Source organism: Streptosporangium roseum DSM 43021 (assembly GCF_000024865.1).
Taxonomy (GTDB): domain Bacteria; phylum Actinomycetota; class Actinomycetes; order Streptosporangiales; family Streptosporangiaceae; genus Streptosporangium; species Streptosporangium roseum.
In genome coordinates, this window is sequence record NC_013595.1 from 8,075,668 (window position 1) to 8,090,783 (window position 15,116).

At 70.9% G+C, this 15,116-nt stretch carries 15 protein-coding genes; 6 read left to right on the forward strand and 9 right to left on the reverse strand.

All coding sequences use genetic code 11. From position 1 onward, the window contains the following. The first annotated feature begins 174 nt into the window (after positions 1 to 174). On the forward strand, positions 175 to 780 hold the full coding sequence (locus SROS_RS35285) for a response regulator transcription factor (protein WP_012893733.1): 606 nt from the start codon (positions 175 to 177) through the stop codon (positions 778 to 780). Between the two features lie 36 nt (positions 781 to 816). On the opposite strand, the gene SROS_RS35290 is transcribed toward SROS_RS35285, so the two are convergent. Further along, a complete protein-coding gene (locus SROS_RS35290; protein ID WP_012893734.1) occupies positions 817 to 1,932 on the reverse strand; it encodes a PP2C family protein-serine/threonine phosphatase in 1,116 nt (371 codons plus the stop codon). Positions 1,933 to 2,051: 119 nt separating this feature from the next. Here SROS_RS35290 and SROS_RS35295 point away from each other — a divergent pair, with 119 nt between their 5' ends. Continuing rightward, positions 2,052 to 3,281: a GNAT family N-acetyltransferase gene (locus SROS_RS35295; protein ID WP_012893735.1), complete on the forward strand. Its 1,230-nt coding sequence runs from the start codon at positions 2,052 to 2,054 to the stop codon at positions 3,279 to 3,281. Between the two features lie 31 nt (positions 3,282 to 3,312). Beyond that, complete coding sequence (locus SROS_RS35300; protein WP_012893736.1) at positions 3,313 to 3,504, forward strand: hypothetical protein; 192 nt, start codon at positions 3,313 to 3,315, stop codon at positions 3,502 to 3,504. Between the two features lie 95 nt (positions 3,505 to 3,599). Here the strand turns inward: SROS_RS35300 and SROS_RS35305 are convergent, their stop codons facing one another. Beyond that, complete coding sequence (locus tag SROS_RS35305; RefSeq protein WP_043653608.1) at positions 3,600 to 4,067, reverse strand: ribose-5-phosphate isomerase; 468 nt, start codon at positions 4,065 to 4,067, stop codon at positions 3,600 to 3,602. A 97-nt stretch (positions 4,068 to 4,164) separates the two neighbouring features. On the opposite strand from SROS_RS35305, the gene def reads away from it, so the two are divergent. After that, entirely contained in the window at positions 4,165 to 4,653 is a 489-nt protein-coding gene (gene def, locus SROS_RS35310) for a peptide deformylase (RefSeq protein WP_012893738.1), read from the forward strand. A gap of 24 nt (positions 4,654 to 4,677) precedes the next feature. On the opposite strand, the gene SROS_RS35315 is transcribed toward def, so the two are convergent. The 3 genes from SROS_RS35315 to SROS_RS35325 all read right to left on the reverse strand — a co-directional run bounded on the left by SROS_RS35315 (position 4,678) and on the right by SROS_RS35325 (position 7,797). Next, entirely contained in the window at positions 4,678 to 5,142 is a 465-nt protein-coding gene (locus SROS_RS35315; protein ID WP_012893739.1) for a hypothetical protein, read from the reverse strand. Positions 5,143 to 5,424: 282 nt separating this feature from the next. Continuing rightward, entirely contained in the window at positions 5,425 to 6,834 is a 1,410-nt protein-coding gene (locus SROS_RS35320) for an aldehyde dehydrogenase family protein (RefSeq protein ID WP_012893740.1), read from the reverse strand. 342 nt (positions 6,835 to 7,176) lie between these two features. Beyond that, entirely contained in the window at positions 7,177 to 7,797 is a 621-nt protein-coding gene (locus SROS_RS35325; RefSeq protein ID WP_012893741.1) for a mycothiol-dependent nitroreductase Rv2466c family protein, read from the reverse strand. A 221-nt stretch (positions 7,798 to 8,018) separates the two neighbouring features. Between SROS_RS35325 and pepN the strand changes: the two genes are divergently transcribed. Both pepN and SROS_RS35335 read left to right on the forward strand, forming a co-directional pair. After that, positions 8,019 to 10,586 (forward strand): aminopeptidase N, encoded by a 2,568-nt coding sequence (pepN, locus tag SROS_RS35330; RefSeq protein ID WP_012893742.1) that lies wholly within the window; start codon positions 8,019 to 8,021, stop codon positions 10,584 to 10,586. Between the two features lie 212 nt (positions 10,587 to 10,798). Further along, entirely contained in the window at positions 10,799 to 11,761 is a 963-nt protein-coding gene (locus tag SROS_RS35335) for a hypothetical protein (RefSeq protein ID WP_012893743.1), read from the forward strand. Positions 11,762 to 11,922: 161 nt separating this feature from the next. On the opposite strand, the gene SROS_RS35340 is transcribed toward SROS_RS35335, so the two are convergent. Genes SROS_RS35340 through SROS_RS35355 form a run of 4 tightly spaced genes read right to left on the reverse strand, consistent with a single transcriptional unit; the run spans position 11,923 to position 14,783 of the window. Further along, the gene (locus SROS_RS35340; protein WP_148269302.1) at positions 11,923 to 12,636 is read right to left on the reverse strand and encodes a Pycsar system effector family protein; all 714 of its coding nucleotides are present in this window, start codon (positions 12,634 to 12,636) and stop codon (positions 11,923 to 11,925) included. Between the two features lie 20 nt (positions 12,637 to 12,656). Then, on the reverse strand, positions 12,657 to 13,019 hold the full coding sequence (locus SROS_RS35345; RefSeq protein WP_169369449.1) for a DUF5130 family protein: 363 nt from the start codon (positions 13,017 to 13,019) through the stop codon (positions 12,657 to 12,659). Between the two features lie 5 nt (positions 13,020 to 13,024). Beyond that, positions 13,025 to 13,321, reverse strand: coding sequence for a hypothetical protein (locus tag SROS_RS35350; protein ID WP_012893746.1), 297 nt, complete (start codon positions 13,319 to 13,321; stop codon positions 13,025 to 13,027). A 28-nt stretch (positions 13,322 to 13,349) separates the two neighbouring features. Further along, positions 13,350 to 14,783 (reverse strand): amidase, encoded by a 1,434-nt coding sequence (locus SROS_RS35355; protein WP_012893747.1) that lies wholly within the window; start codon positions 14,781 to 14,783, stop codon positions 13,350 to 13,352. Positions 14,784 to 15,116: the final 333 nt, after the last annotated feature.

Below are 15,116 nucleotides of genomic sequence, written 5' to 3' on the forward strand. Positions count from 1 at the left end.
CGGATTTACCGACAATGCCCCATAAGAGATTAGCCCAAGTATCCGGAGCCAGGATCCCCTGAAAACAGGCCTTCTAGATCAAGCCACTTGCGCGGGCTTTGTCGAATGGAGACACTTTGTTGACGGTAAGCAATCATTCGATCACCCTTCGAGAAGAAGAGTGAGAGGAGAATTTTGATCGGGATCCTGGTGGCCGAGCATCTCCCTCTGGTCCGGCGAGGCCTCGTGGCATCGCTGGAGTGCGAGGCCGATCTGAAGGTCGTCGCCGACGTGGGCAGCGGAGAGGAGGTCGTCCCCTCCGTCCTGAGGCACGGCCCGGAGACGGCGGTCATCGACGTGGATCTCCCCGACGTCGACGGGTTCACCGCGGCGCTCCGGCTGCGCGAGAACACCCCAGGCTGCCGGGTGCTCCTGCTGTCCCGCGACCCCAACCCCGGTCAGGTGCGCCGCGCCTTCGCCGTCCACGCGCTGGGGTTCATGAGCCTGGACGTGGGGCCCGAGCAGCTGGCCGACGGCGTCCGGCGGGTCGCGGCCGGCGGACGGGCGGTGGACTCGGAGCTGGCGGTGGCCGCCCTGGAGGCGGCCGAGAACCCGCTGACCCGCCGGGAGCTGGACGTGCTCCGGCTGGCCGCCCAGGGGGCGCGCTCCAACGAGATCGCCGACCAGCTGTTCCTGTCCGTGGGAACGGTCCGAAACCACATGTCGAGGATCATGTGCAAGACCCATGCCCGCAACCGCCTCGACGCCGTACGGATCGCCAGCGACTCCGGGTGGCTGTGAGATCGGCGAGTGAGACATCGTCCGGGCGCCGGGCCGTCAGGGGCGCCAGATGAGGATCAGGGCGCAGTCGTCGTTGTGCCCCGCCGACATCGAGGTGACCAGGTTGCGGGCGCCGTCGCGGAACCCGGAGGGCAGCAGCCGCTCGGCCTCCCCCAGCAGCCGGTCGAGGCCCGCGTCGATGTCGCGGCCGGGCTGCTCTATCAGCCCGTCGGTGTAGAGCATGAGCGCCTCGCCCTTGCGGAGCGTCCCCCGGTCCGGCTCGCAGTGCAGGTCGGGGACGATGCCCAGGACCACGCCCTTGGCCGGGGAGACCCGCCAGGTGCCGGTGCCCGCCTCGAACTTGACCACCGGCGGATGGCCGGCCGATGTGATCACGTATTCGCCCGTGACGAGGTTGAGCCGGACGTGGACGGCCGTGACGAAGCCCTCGGCCTCGCGCTGGCGGTGCAGGTAGGTGTTGCAGGCGGGCAGGAAGTCGTCGACCGAGCCGAGCAGGCCGCCGAAGGTCCCCGACAGCATCAGGGCCCTGGTGCCCGCGTCCACGCCCTTGCCGGACACGTCGACGAGGGCGAGCTCCACCGTGTCGCCCTCGCGCATGGAGACCAGGAAGTCACCGCCGAAGGAGGAGCCGCCGGCCTGCTTGAGCACCACCCGGGAGTCCCAGTCCTTGGGCAGCGAGGGCAGCTCGCTCTGGTTCTTGAGGCGGTCGCGCAGCTCCAGCAGCATCGCGTCGCCACGCAGGCCCTGCACGCCGAGCTTGCCCCGGGTGCGGGCCATCAGCGCCGCCAGCACGGTGGTGAAGCCGAAGGTGACCAGCAGGCCCGGGCCGATGTGCCCCACCCCGCGCGCGACGCCGACGTAGAGCAGGGCGGCCGCGACCGCGCACAGCAGCTTGCCCAGGCTCCGCAGCCGGAGCCGGAGGCCGCCGACGAGGGTGATCGGGATCAGGAGCGCCGGGGAGAACCACTCCATGGAGACCCGGGCGGCCAGGCCGGCGAGCACCACGGTCAGCACGGTCAGCATGATGAGCAGGTTGCGGTCGCGGCCCAGCGGCCCACGGCGCAGGAACCGCACGATGGGCACGAGAAGGGGCACCCGCACCAGGAACGCGCGGAGCCCCGGAGGGATCAGCGGCACCGGGCGAGAACTCATGATGCGTTCGACTGTATCTGGCCGTCACCCGTTTGGGCAGCCCACTTGACCAATGGCCTTGATCATTAAGGGCGGATATTGAATGGCCGGAACGGTTTGCCCCCTCTACCGTAGGAAAAATGAGTCTTAGCCTGCGCCCGATAACCGAGAAAGAATGGTCCGCCTGGATCACGCTCGACGAGGAGGCGTTCGGCAACGCCATCCCTCCGCACCGGTCGGAGCTGTTCCGGAGGAACGCCGAGTTCGACCGCTCGCTGGGCGCCTTCGAGGGCGACCTGCTCGTGGGCGCCACCGCCGTGTGCAGTTTCACCATGACGGTGCCCGGCGGCCCGATCCCGGTCGGCGGCGTCACCTCGGTCGGCGTGCTGCCCTCGCACCGCCGCAGGGGCGTCCTGTCCGCGCTGATGACCCGCCAGCTCGCCGACCTCCGCGAGCGGGGCGAGGCGGTCGCCGCGCTGTACGCCTCGGAGGCGGCGATCTACGGACGCTTCGGGTACGGCAGGGCCGCCGACAACCTCTTCTTCGACATCCCCAAGCACGGTGCGGCCCTGGCCGGGCACGCTCCCGTCGATCCCGCGCTGCGGCTGCGCGTCGTCACCCCCGCCGAGGCCAGGACCGCCTTCGAGAAGGTCTTCGAGGCCGCGCTCGACAGCCGCCCGGGACTCTACGCCCGCACGCCTGCACGCTGGGACGCGGTGCTGTCGGACCACGAGGCCGACCAGGGGGGCGCCGGGCCGCTGCGCGCCGTGGTCGCCGAGGACGACGGGGGACCTCGCGGCTACGCGCTCTTCAGGATCAAGCAGGGTTTCACCCCGCACGACGTGCCGGACGGCGAGCTGCGGCTCAAGGAGCTGTTCGGCCTGGACCCGGCCGCCTACGCGCTGCTCTGGCGGCACGTGCTGGAGCGGGACCTGGTCGCGCGGGTCAAGGCCTGGCAGCGGCCGTCCGACGACCCGCTGATCCACCTGCTGGCCGAGCCGCGCCATCTCAACGCGGGGTGGTTGGACGACCTGTGGATCCGCCTGGTGGACGTCGAGCGGGCGCTGCCGGCGCGCCGCTACTCGGCGCCGGTGGACGTGGTGATCGAGGTCGAGGACGCCTTCTGCCCGTGGAACGCCCGCCGCTGGCGGCTGACGGCCGACGCCTCCGGCGCCCGGTGCGTGCCCACCGAGGACCCGGCGGACCTGACGCTCCCGGTCACCGTGCTGGGCGCGGCCTACCTGGGCGGCCGCCCGCTGGCGGCGCTGCAGGCGGCGGGGGTGGTGCGCGAGTCGCGGGCGGGAGCCGTACGGGAGCTGTCGGTCGCGATGTCGTGGGAGCCCGCCCCCTGGGCCGGTCTGATCTTCTGACCCGTCCGGTCGCGCGGGTTAGGGTGACCGCATGGCACTGCAGAGCTTGCAGATCAGCGCGATCACCGCGATGCGGGCCCGGGACGTCTCCCGGCCCGCGCAGGAGCAGCAGGAGGCCGCGGACCGGCGGCCTCTCCGCGACGAGACGCCGCGCAAAGAACCGGTGCGCAAAGAACCGGTGCGCAAAGAACCGGTGCGCAAGGAGCCGCCGCGTCGCAGATGAGGCGCCTGCCCGACCGTGGCGTGCGAGCAGGCGCGCGCCCGGTCCCCGAGGGAGGGGGCGGGCCTCCGGACCGGACTGGACCGGCCGGTCCCGGTCTACGGCAGCGGCGGCAGCTGGCCGATGGTCTCGTACGAGGTGAGCTGCGCGATCCGGCGGTTGTGCCGCTCGGCGCCCGAGTAGGCCGTGCCCAGGAAGAGCTCGACGAGCCGGGTGGCCTCCTCCTGGGTGTGCATCCGCGAACCGACGCTGACCACGTTGGCGTTGTTGTGCTCGCGGGCGAGCTTGGCGGTGTCCTCGCTCCAGGCCAGGGCGGCACGGATGCCGCGCACCTTGTTGGCCGCGATCTGCTCGCCGTTGCCCGAGCCGCCGATGACGATCCCCAGGCTCCCGGGGTCCTCCGCGACGCCCTCGGCCGCGCGCAGCACGAACGGCGGGTAGTCGTCCTCGGGGTCGTACACGAACGGACCGCAGTCCGTGACCTCGTGTCCGTGCTCCTTCAGCCAGGAGACGACGTGGTTCTTGAGCTCATAGCCGGCATGGTCGGCACCGATGTAGACGCGCACCCGCCCAGTTTCGCAGGTGTGTGTGGCGGGCTCGACCCCCACCCCGGCTAGAGTAATGACCGCTCTGCTATTCGAACCCTTACAAGAGAGAGTCCCGATGCGTGACATCCGAGTGGTCGGGGATCCGGTCCTGCGCACGCCCGCCGAGCCGGTCGTCGACTTCGACCGCGACCTGCGCCGCCTGATCGACGAGATGTTCGACGCCATGTACGCCGCGCAGGGCGTCGGCCTGGCCGGTCCGCAGATCGGCGTGTCGAAGCGGGTCTTCGTCTACGACTGCAGCAGCCGCAAGGGCCATCTGATCAACCCCGTGCTGACGGTCGACGACGACGCGGAGATCCTCGACGAGGAGGGCTGCCTGTCGGTCCCCGGCCGTGACACCGGCACTCCGATCTACGCCAGGACGCCCCGGGCCGCCGGGGTCACGGTCCGCGGTCTCGACCGCCTGGGCCGGCCGGTCCAGATCAGGGCCCGCGGCCTGCTCGCGCGCTGTTTCCAGCACGAGACCGACCATCTCGAGGGGATGCTCTACGTCGACCGCCTCGCCAAGGACGCCGCCAGGAAGGTCCTCCTCCAGGCTCCGTGATCGAGCCGGCCGGGCTCCGTGCCGTCAGCCCCCGGAGGCCCCGGAGGCCCCGGCGGCTCCGGCGGTCTGGGCCGTGCCGCGCCGCAGGCGTATCACCGGCCTGGCGGCCAGGCCGAGGCCGGCCACGAGGAGCAGCGCGACCATGATCCACTCATTGGATCCGCCGGGGCCGTAGACATGGCCCCGGCGACCGGTGTCGAAGGCCCGCGACGTCTGGCCGGGGACGAACGCCTCCCGGTCCGCGCCGTAGAACGCGATCTCCGGGCGCACCTCCTCGCCCGCCCGGAACTCCCCCAGCCAGGTGCACTGCTCGTGGCCGGGATGCTGGACGCACTCGACCCGCTGGGCGGTGAACGTGCCCCAGGTGCCCTCGCCGCGCAGCGCGGCCAGGGCCGATCCGAGGTTCTGCGCGGCGAGCAGCACCAGCGCCAGTCCTCCCACGGCTATCACCAGGTCGAACGCGCTCGGACGCTTGGTGCCCAGATTCATTCGCTGCCTTTCGGAAGGGCGAGGATTCCCTTAAGGCGGGTTTACCCAGAAGATCCCGCGATGGCAACCCTTTCCGAGCCGATCGGCAATATCGGAGAACAGTGATCGGCGATTCCGTGGAACGCCGCTCGGCGATCTACGGGATCGCCGAGCGGTGATTCCGCGGAACACGGCCAGGCGATTACGGAGAACACGGCCACAGTCGCGGGCCCGTCCCCGCGGGAGGGATCCGCGGGACGGATCCGCGGGACGACACCTTGAGGGGGACGTCCCACGGGGAGGTCAGAGCTGGACCGACTTGATCTCCAGATACTCCTCAAGTCCGAACTCGCCCAGCTCGCGTCCCAGCCCGGACTGCTTGTAGCCGCCGAAGGGGGCCCGCGGGTTGAACTGGCCGCCGTTGACGGCCACCTGGCCGGTGCGCAGCCGCCGCGCGACGGAGACCGCGCGCTCCTCGCTGCCCGCCCACACCGCGCCCGCCAGGCCGTACGGCGTGCCGTTGGCGATGGCCACGGCCTCGTCCTCGCCGCGGGTGTAGGGGATGATCGCCAGGACCGGGCCGAAGATCTCCTCCTGCTCGATCACCATCCCCGGCTCCACCCCGGCGAACACGGTGGGCTCCACGTAGAAGCCCCGGTCCAGGGGCCGGTCGGTGCCTCCGGCGACCAGCCGGGCGCCCTCCTCCTGCCCCCGGTTGATGTAGTGGACGACCCGGTCGCGCTGGGCCGCGGAGACCAGCGGGCCGAGGCGGGTGAGCTCGTCGAAGGGGTCGCCGACGGTGTACTTCCCCGCGGCCGCGACGGCGAGCCCGACGGCGTCGTCGTACTGGTCACGGTGGACGATCATGCGGGTCCAGGCCGAGCAGGTCTGGCCCGAGTTGAGGAAGGCGTTGGCCACCGTCACCTTGGTGGCCGCGGCCAGATCGGCGTCCGGCAGCACCACGCTGGCCGACTTGCCGCCCAGCTCCAGAGCCACCCGCTTGACCGTCTCGGCGGCGAGCGAGGCCACCCGCCGGCCCGCCCTGGTGGAGCCGGTGAAGGACACCATGTCCACGTCGGGATGGGTGACCAGGGCCTCGCCCACCACCGGGCCGTAGCCGCTCACCATGTTGAACACCCCGGCGGGCAGCCCGACCTCGTCGAAGATCCCGGCCAGCGCGAAGGCGGCCAGCGGCGCCACCTCGCTGGGCTTGAGCACCACCGTGCAGCCGGCGGCGAGCGCCGGGCCCACCTTGCACACGATCTGGTGGAGGGGGTAGTTCCACGGCGTGATGGCGGCGACCACGCCGACCGGCTCCCGGAAGATCCGGGAGTTGCCGACCCTGCCGCCCTCGAAGTCGTAGGTCTCGGCGAGCTGGCCGTAGGAGGCCAGCACCCCGGCCGGCATCAGCGTCTGCACCTTCATCGCCACGTTGTAGGGCGCGCCCATGTCCGTGGTGATGATCCGGGCTATCTGATCGGAGCGTTCTCGTATCAGCTCGGCCGCGGCGGCGAGGATCTTGCCTCGCTCGGCGGCGGCCGTACTCGACCACGAGGGCAGGGCCGCGCGGGCCGCGGCCACGGCGATCTCGACGTCGGCGGGCGATCCGGCGGGCACCCTGTCGACCGTCTCCTCGGTCGCGGGGTTGACGACGTCGACGCTCTCGCCGGACGCCGAGGCCCGCCATGCTCCGTTCAGATAAAGATGACGCATGGCTCTCATCCTTGCGTGCGGACCGTCATAAGGCGAGAGCCCGGCAGGTCACGGGATACCTGCCCAACCGCATGAAGATCGCAATTTAGCCGCATGCCGTCCTCGCCGCGGCGGGCACTCGGCCCCCTCTGCGACGAGGGTACGGCGAAGCACGCTCATAAACGGCGAATTACCGAGATACTTAAAAACTCGTAATATCCGGATAAACGAGGAGAGATTATGCCTTGCGGGGGTCTCGGCCGCGCGATGGCGTGCGGAGGACGGTCGGGCCGGATCCCCCGCACACCGCGCGCACCCGCCCCGCCCCGCCCGAACGCGCAGGTGGCAGGGCAGGACCGGCGATCACTCGAAGATCGGCCCTCGGGTGCGGGAGCGCTTGATCTCGAAGAAGCCGTCGATGCCGGCCACCAGGCGGACGCCGTCCCAGAGCTTGCCCGCCTCCTCGCCCTTGGGCGCGGGCGAGACGACCGGGCCGAAGAAGGCGACGCCCTCCACCGCGATCACCGGGGTGCCGACCTCCTGGCCGACCCGGTCGATGCCGTCGTTGTGCGAGGCGCGCAGAGCCTCGTCGAACTCCTCCGAGTCCATCGCGTCGGCGAACGCCGGGTCGAGCCCCGCGGCCTCCAGCGCCTCCTCGACGGTCTCGCGGAGCCTGTCGAGCTCCTTGAGCCTGCCCTGGTTGTGGAAGCGGGTGCCGAGCTCGGTGTAGAGCCGGCCGACCGTCTCGGAGTCGTACTTCTCCTGCACGGCGGTGACCACCCGGACCGGGCCGATGGCCTTGGCGATCTGCTCGCGGTACTTGTCGGGCACCTCCTTGTCCTCGTTGAGCACGTTGAGGCTCATGATGTGCCAGCGCGGCTCGATCGGCCGGATCTTCTCCACTTCCAGCAGCCATCGGGAGGTCATCCACGCGTACGGGCAGAAGGGGTCGAACCAGAGGTCCACCGGGGTGCGCTCAGTCATCTCTCAACTTTCTGATCGTGAAGCTTCCTCGCATAGCGACAACCCGGAGGGCCGAGTTTCCTATTCCGCGTGTGGATTATTACGTTGACTAGCGGCTTTATCCTCGAATGGAGCGGGCGGCCCGTCCCCCGGCATCCGAGGCGGCGATCTTCTGTCTCACATGGCAGGATTCAGGAATCCCTGCGCAACGGAGCGGGGGAAGTTGTGACGAGGGAGCGGTAGTGGCAGGCAATCTGACCCGTGACGAGGCCCGCGAGCGCGCACGTCTGCTCAGTGTGCAGTCATATGCGGTGGAGCTCGACCTGACGGAGGGCGAGGAGCGTTTCGAGAGCGTCACCACGGTCCGGTTCACCAGCGCCCAGGCGGGTGCGGAGACGTTCATCGACCTGGCCGACGCGAAGGTGCGCAAGGCCGTGCTGAACGGCACCGAGCTCGACGTGAGCGGCTACGACCCGGAGACCGGGCGGCTCCCGCTGCCCGCCCTGGCCGAGACCAACGAGCTGCGCATCGACGCCGACTGCTCCTACACGCGCACCGGCGAGGGCCTGCACCGCTTCGTCGACCCGGTCGACAAGAGCGTCTACCTCCACAGCCAGTTCGAGACGGCCGACGCCCACCGGATGTACGCCTGCTTCGACCAGCCCGACCTGAAGGCCACCTTCGAGCTGACCGTGCTCGCGCCCTCCTACTGGGAGGTCATCTCCAACGCGGCGCCCGACTCCGCCGAGGAGCTCCAGGAGCACCGCGGCCGCCACGGCGCGCTCCAGGCCGCCAAGCGCTGGCACTTCCCCGCCACCCCGGTGATGTCCACCTACATCACCGCCCTGTGCGCCGGGCCGTACCACAAGGTGACCTCCGAGCACGACGGCATCCCGCTGGGCCTGTACTGCCGGGCCTCGCTCGCCGAGCACCTGGACGCCGACAACCTCTTCGAGATCACCCGGCAGGGGTTCGACTTCTTCCACAAGATCTTCGGCGTCCGCTACCCGTTCGGGAAGTACGACCAGCTCTTCGTGCCCGAGTTCAACGCGGGCGCGATGGAGAACGCCGGCTGCGTGACCTTCCTGGAGGACTACGTCTTCCGCTCCCGCGTCACCGACGCGATCATCGAGCGCCGCGCAGAGACGATCCTGCACGAGATGGCGCACATGTGGTTCGGCGACCTGGTCACCATGCGCTGGTGGGACGACCTGTGGCTGAACGAGTCGTTCGCCACCTACGCCTCGGTGCTCTGCCAGGCCGAGGCCACCCGCTGGGGCCAGGGCGCGTGGACGACCTTCGCCAACGTGGAGAAGGCCTGGGCCTACCGCCAGGACCAGCTGCCCTCGACCCACCCGATCGCCGCCGACATCGTCGACATGCACGCGGTCGAGGTCAACTTCGACGGCATCACCTACGCCAAGGGCGCCTCGGTGCTCAAGCAGCTCGTCGCCTACGTGGGGCTGGACAACTTCCTGGCCGGCGTCCGCGACTACTTCAACGAGCACGCGTGGGGCAACACCACGCTGGCGGACCTGCTCGGCGCGCTGGAGCGCACCTCGGGCCGCGACCTGTCCTCCTGGTCCAAGGAGTGGCTGGAGACCTCCTGGGTCAACACGCTGCGCCCGTCGTTCACCACCGACCCCGAGGGCCGCTTCCTCTCCTTCGAGGTGCTGCAGGAGGCCCCGGCCGACTACCCGACGCTGCGCTCGCATCGCGTCGCCGTCGGCCTGTACTCCCTGCGGGGTGAGGAGCTGGTCCGCACCAAGCGGGTCGAGCTCGACGTGGTCGGCGCGCGCACGGCGGTGGCCGAGCTGGTCGGCGAGGTCCAGCCGGACCTGATCCTGATCAACGACGACGACCTGACCTACGCCAAGGTCCGGCTCGACGAGCGCTCGCTGCAGACGCTGGTGAACGGCGGCATCGCCAGGTTCACCGAGTCGCTGCCGCGCGCCCTGTGCTGGTCGGCCGCCTGGGACATGACCCGTGACGCGGAGATGTCCACCCGCGACTATGTCGCCCTGGTCGTCTCCGGCATCGCGTCGATCAAGGACATCACCGTCACGCAGACGGTCCTCCGCCAGGCCCGCCAGGCGGTCCAGCAGTACGCCGACCCGGCCTGGCGCGCCGAGGGCCTGGCCCTGCTGGCCTCCTCCCTGCGGTCCCTGGTCGCCGGGGCCGAGGCGGGCTCCGACCACCAGCTCGCCTACGTCAACGCCCTGTCCGGCGTGGCGACCTCCGCCGAGGACCTGGCGTTCCTCAAGGCCCTGCTGGACGGCTCGGCCGCGCTCGACGGGCTGACCGTGGACACCGACCTGCGCTGGACGCTGATCCACTCCCTGGTCTCCGGCGGCGTGCTCGGCGAGGAGGACATCGCCGAGGAGCTCCTGCGCGACGCCACCGCCACCGGCGAGCGCTCCGCCGCGCTCTGCCGCGCCTCCCTCCCGACGGCCGAGGGCAAGGCGAAGGCCTGGAGCACGATCACCGAGGGCAAGCTGAGCGGCGCCCTGCTCCGCTCGACGGTCATCGGCTTCATGGACCCCCAGCACCCGGACCTGCTGGAGCCGTACGCCGCGAAGTACTTCGAGGAGATCGGCCGGATCTGGAAGTCCTGGACCTTCGACAGCGCCCAGAGCTTCGCCAACGGCTGCTACCCGGCCCTGGCCATCTCCCCGGAGACCGTCGCCAGGACCCAGGACTTCATCTCCGCCGACCAGCCTCCGCACGCCCTCAAGCGCCTCCTGCTGGAGGGCGCCGACGGCGTCAGCCGCGCCCTGCGCGCCCAGGCCAAGGACACCCCGGCGGCCTGATCCGGCCGTCCCGGACGCCCCTCGCCATCGCGGCGGGGGGCGTCCTCGCGTTCCCGGCGCCGGACGGCCGGCGGCCACCCGGGAGGCACGATCAATGCGGCTGCCACGGTCAGATGATGGTAAAAATAGGCTCTACCTGCGAAAACGGACTGAAATCCCGCTTTGCACAGACAATGTCCTCCGTCATCCGCATGCCGTGAGAAGGTGATCAAGTGGAATCGGCACGTGACCTACTCATCTCCCTGGCGCGGAGATACGCCTTCGCCGACCTCGGAGCACTGGCCTCGGACGTCGTCGATGACGCGGGTGACATCGAGGCGGTGTGCGAGTTCGGGCAACGGCTGCTCTCGCTCGACGCGGAGGACTTCGCCGTCGAGGCGCGGGCCGTACCCAACGACCTGAGGCGCCGGGCCAGAGCGTGCACCATGCCGCAGACCCCCCGGGAGCAGCCACGCGGCGCGCTGGAGTCGCTGCGGCCCGCCTACGGGCTGCTGCTGGAGACGATCGCGGTCCGGTGGCACCGGCGCGAGCTGAGCCCCATGGTCGCCGCCATCCACATCGCCAGCGAGTATCTGCCGCTGCTCGCCTTCGAGCCGCTGCTGGGCAACGCCGGCGACCCGGCGCGCTGGCCTCGGGGCCTCAGCGCGGAGGGCAGCAGGTTCGGCGTGATCGGCGACCGCGAGTGCGACCACACCAAGTCGGAGCAGTCGGCCGTCAACCGGACCCTGCGGGTGGCCGGGGAGCCGGCCGAGGGCTGGCGGGCCTACTTCGACCGGCAGCACAGCCAGGTGGCGGGCGCGCTCGCCACCTGCGTGGCCGGCTGCCGCAACCCCTGCACCGCGATGGACTGGGTGGCCCCGGACCGCCGCGAGGACCTCGCCGTGCGCGCCCGGGTGGCGCTGACCTTCGCCGACACCCCCCTGGTACGGCTGCGCCATGCGGCCCCGGTGGGCCACGGGTTCGGCGTGCCCTCCCCCGAGGAGGTCCTTGAGGCCTGGCAGCGCAGCCGGGCGATCCTCAGCAAGAACGAGGTGGGCGACGAGGCCACCAAGGAGGACGGCTTCCCCCTGCCGGGCCTGCCCAGCCTGTTCTCCGCCGTCGCCGCCGCGCCCGTGCCCCCTTCGACGCTGCTGACCGACATCACCACCCATCTGGTGAAGCTCCTGCGGCTCTGAGCGCAGGCCCGCCGGGGCTCAGGAGGGGCCGCCGCGGGCTCCGGCCGGAAGATCCACCAGGCGCACCGGAAGGCTCGCCACAGGCTCCGGACGGAAGATCCACCAGGCGGCCCGGGAAGGCTCCCCACAGGCTCCGGACGGAAGATCCGCCCAGGCGGGCCTCAGGAGGGCTCGCCACAGGCTCCGGACGGGGCGCAGTGGCCCGCCGCGGGCGTCGGCTGGACCGCCGGGGCCATGGGCCTGCCGAAGAAGTCCCACGACGTGATGGCCTGACCGACGATCACCGAGAGAGCGCAGCAGACGACGGAGACCACCAGCAGGATCGTCCCCCTGCGGACGTAGCGCTTCTTGGCGTCGGCGACGGCGCTGAGCCTCCTGATCCCCAGCACGAGCTCGTCGGCCCGGACCCGGGTCTCCTGGCTCGCCATGCGGGCCCTCAGGTCCGCGAGCGCGCTGCGGGCGAAGGCGCCGGCTCGGGAGTCCTCGACCGGGGGATCGCCGTCCTGCGGGCTCTCGGCCTGCGCGAGGCCGGCGTAGGAGCGGCGGCGCTCCACCGTCTGCCCGGCGAGCCGCGCGCTACGGGGGTAGAGCGCGCCGGCGAGCATCAGGATTCCCATCACGCAGAAGAAGACGCCGGTCCACCAGAGCCACTCCACCTGGCTGGGCAGCTCCTCCGGCCGCCACCCGTTGCCCAGCAGCACGCCGAGGACCGCCGCCACCAGCAGGGCGACGGCCTTGCGGTCCACCCTGCCGATGTCGTCGCGCACGTCGGCGAGGACCGTCGTGATGTAGCCGAGGGTCTCGTCCCGCTCCTGCCGCACCGCGCCTCCCCCCGCGACGTGACCCGTCGGCGTGTCACCCACGATCTTCAGCACCACCCGATTATGCGAGAAGGTCACCTGCGGCGGGAAGCCAGGTCCGCGAGCAGCCCCAGTCCGGCGACGAGCCCGTCGGCCAGGTCTCCCTCGCCGAAGGCGGCCGCCATCGACATCGCGGCCAGGCGGCACTCCCCGTCAGGAAGCCTACGTCTGGCGTGGGGGCCCGTGACGATCTCCAGGGCCCTGTCTCCGGGATCCACGAAGACGAGCACGGCCCTGGCGGCCTCCTCGCCCAGCGCGGCGTGCAGCCGTTCGGAGAAATGGCGGCGCGGGCCGACGGCCGGGCCGAGGTAGGCGGCGAAGCGCAGGCCGCTGCGGCACCCCGCGGCGCGCAGCGCCTCCCGGACGCCGGCCGCCTGCGCCGGGCTCAGGGCCGGCACCACCGTCACCATCGCGCCGACGCCCCGCCGGTGGACCGCCCCGGCTCGGAGAGCTCCGCCAGCGAGACCCAGTCCACCCCCGGCACCCGCGTCCGGGGAGCCCCCTGGTCCACCAGCACCGGACCGGAGGGGCTCCCACCCCGTTCGCTGCCGGACGGGCCGCCGAACCACACCGCGCCCGCCGAGGTGGGGCGGCTCGCGCTCGCGCGCACCTTGCCGGGCAGCGTCACCAGCAAGGTGATCAGCAGGAACAGGACCGCGGAGGATCCGATGAGAGACCCGAGGACCTGGATCGCGTCCACACAGCCAACGGTAGACCTGTGGTGAGAGCTAAGTCGAGACCTGCCAGACAGCCGGCCTGCGCTCCCCCCAGAAGCCGCCGCGGGCCGACTCGACCTGCGCCGACACCGAGATCAGCGTGCCCTCGTCGCCGAACCGCCCGGCCAGCATGACACCGATCGGCAGGCCGTCGGGAGTCCAGTGCAGCGGGAGGTTGACCGCGGGCTGGCCGCTGATGTTGTAGATGGCGGGGAAGGCGGCGAAGCGCTTCATCCGCTCGAAGGTCTCCTCCGGGCTCTCCACGTCCTCGAACCAGCCCACCGGCCGGGGTGACTGGGTGACGGTCGGGGTGAGCACCGCGTCGTAGAGATCGGTGACCATCAGCCCGAACCGGGTGGCGAGCTGCAGCGCCGACTGGGCCTGCAGGAAGTCGGGGGCGGGGGTGGCGAAGCCGCGCTCGCGCAGCCAGGCGGTCAGCGGCCGGAGCCGGTCCTGCTTGCTCAGGTCCACCGGGTGCATGCAGGCGAAGGCGTACCAGAGGGTCACGAACTGCGGCACCAGCTCCGGGGCGAACGGGGGCGCGATGTCCACCACCTCGTGCCCGAGCGCCGCCAGCTCCGCCGAGGCGTGCTCGTAGGCGGCGAGCACCTCGGGGTCGACCTCGGTGCCGGGGACGAGCGGCTCGGCGTAGCGGGCGATCCGCAGGCGGCCCGGGTCGCGGCCCACGTAGGCCTCGAACGAGCCGAGCGCGGGCGGCGGGGCGTAGTAGAGGTCGCCGGGGTTGTCGTGCGTCATCACGTCGAGCAGCGCGGCGGCGTCGGCCACGGTCCGGGTGATCGGCCCGTTGGTCGACAGGCCGGCGAGGTCGGGGATGATCGGGGCGAAACTGATCCGGCCCCGGGTCGGCTTGATGCCGTACAGCCCGCAGACCGAGGCGGGGATCCGGATCGAGCCCGCGCCGTCGCTGCCCTGCGCCGCAGGGGCCAGTCCGGCGGCGACCGCGGCGGCCGCGCCGCCGCTGGAACCGCCCGCGGAGCGGGAGAGGTCCCAGGGAGTCCGGGTGGGTGGGGAGAGCGAGGTCTCGGTGTAGCAGGACAGCCCGAACTCGGGCGTCGCGGTCTTGCCGAGCATGATCGTGCCGGCGTCCCTGAGCCGCTCGACCACGCTGTCGTCCACCGGGGCGACGAAGTCCCCGTAGGTGGCCGAGCCGAAGTGGATCGGCACGTCCTTGACCAGGTTGAGGTCCTTGATCGGGATCGGCACCCCGAGCAGGGGCGAGGAGTCCTCTCCCGCCAGCACCCTGGCCTCGACCTTGTGCGCCTGCTCCAGAGCCAGTTCGGAGGTGACGGTCGCGTAGGCGCCGACCTCCGGGTCCAGCCGCGCGATGCGGTCGAGGTAGTGCTCGGCGATCTCGACGGGCGAGATCTCCCTGCGTTTCACGGCTGCCGCCTGCTCCAGGGCGGTAAGATCATGTATGTGGGCCACGTCCCGCACAGTAAGCGCAGAAGGCCGGGTTATCTAGAGAGGAAATGAGTAGATACCCGGATCAGAACCCCGCCAAGCGAGTGATGGCGGTCACAAAAGTATGAGATACCCAATACTAGGCACCCCCATGGACGTCAGCTACCGTGAGTTACGTGGAATCCGGTCAGGTACCAGAAGACGGTAACTCTACGTCACCAATTTGGGTCAGCGACCGACCGGCCGAGGACAGGCCGCCGTCTCGACCCACCGCGCCCGCGTCTACGTACGCACCCGTCGAGCGCGCTTCCCTGCGCAGCCTGCTCGACCATCCCAAATACCGCCATCTGCGCCGTC

Excerpts from the sequence above, each read along its gene's own strand:
- SROS_RS35295 (WP_012893735.1), top strand. The coding sequence starts at position 2,052 with ATGAGTCTTAGCCTGCGCCCGATAACCGAGAAAGAATGGTCCGCCTGG.
- SROS_RS35325 (WP_012893741.1), bottom strand. The coding sequence starts at position 7,797 with ATGACTGAGCGCACCCCGGTGGACCTCTGGTTCGACCCCTTCTGCCCG.
- SROS_RS35300 (WP_012893736.1), top strand. The coding sequence starts at position 3,313 with ATGGCACTGCAGAGCTTGCAGATCAGCGCGATCACCGCGATGCGGGCC.
- def (WP_012893738.1), top strand. The coding sequence starts at position 4,165 with ATGCGTGACATCCGAGTGGTCGGGGATCCGGTCCTGCGCACGCCCGCC.
- SROS_RS35315 (WP_012893739.1), bottom strand. The coding sequence starts at position 5,142 with ATGAATCTGGGCACCAAGCGTCCGAGCGCGTTCGACCTGGTGATAGCC.
- SROS_RS35290 (WP_012893734.1), bottom strand. The coding sequence starts at position 1,932 with ATGAGTTCTCGCCCGGTGCCGCTGATCCCTCCGGGGCTCCGCGCGTTC.
- SROS_RS35320 (WP_012893740.1), bottom strand. The coding sequence starts at position 6,834 with ATGCGTCATCTTTATCTGAACGGAGCATGGCGGGCCTCGGCGTCCGGC.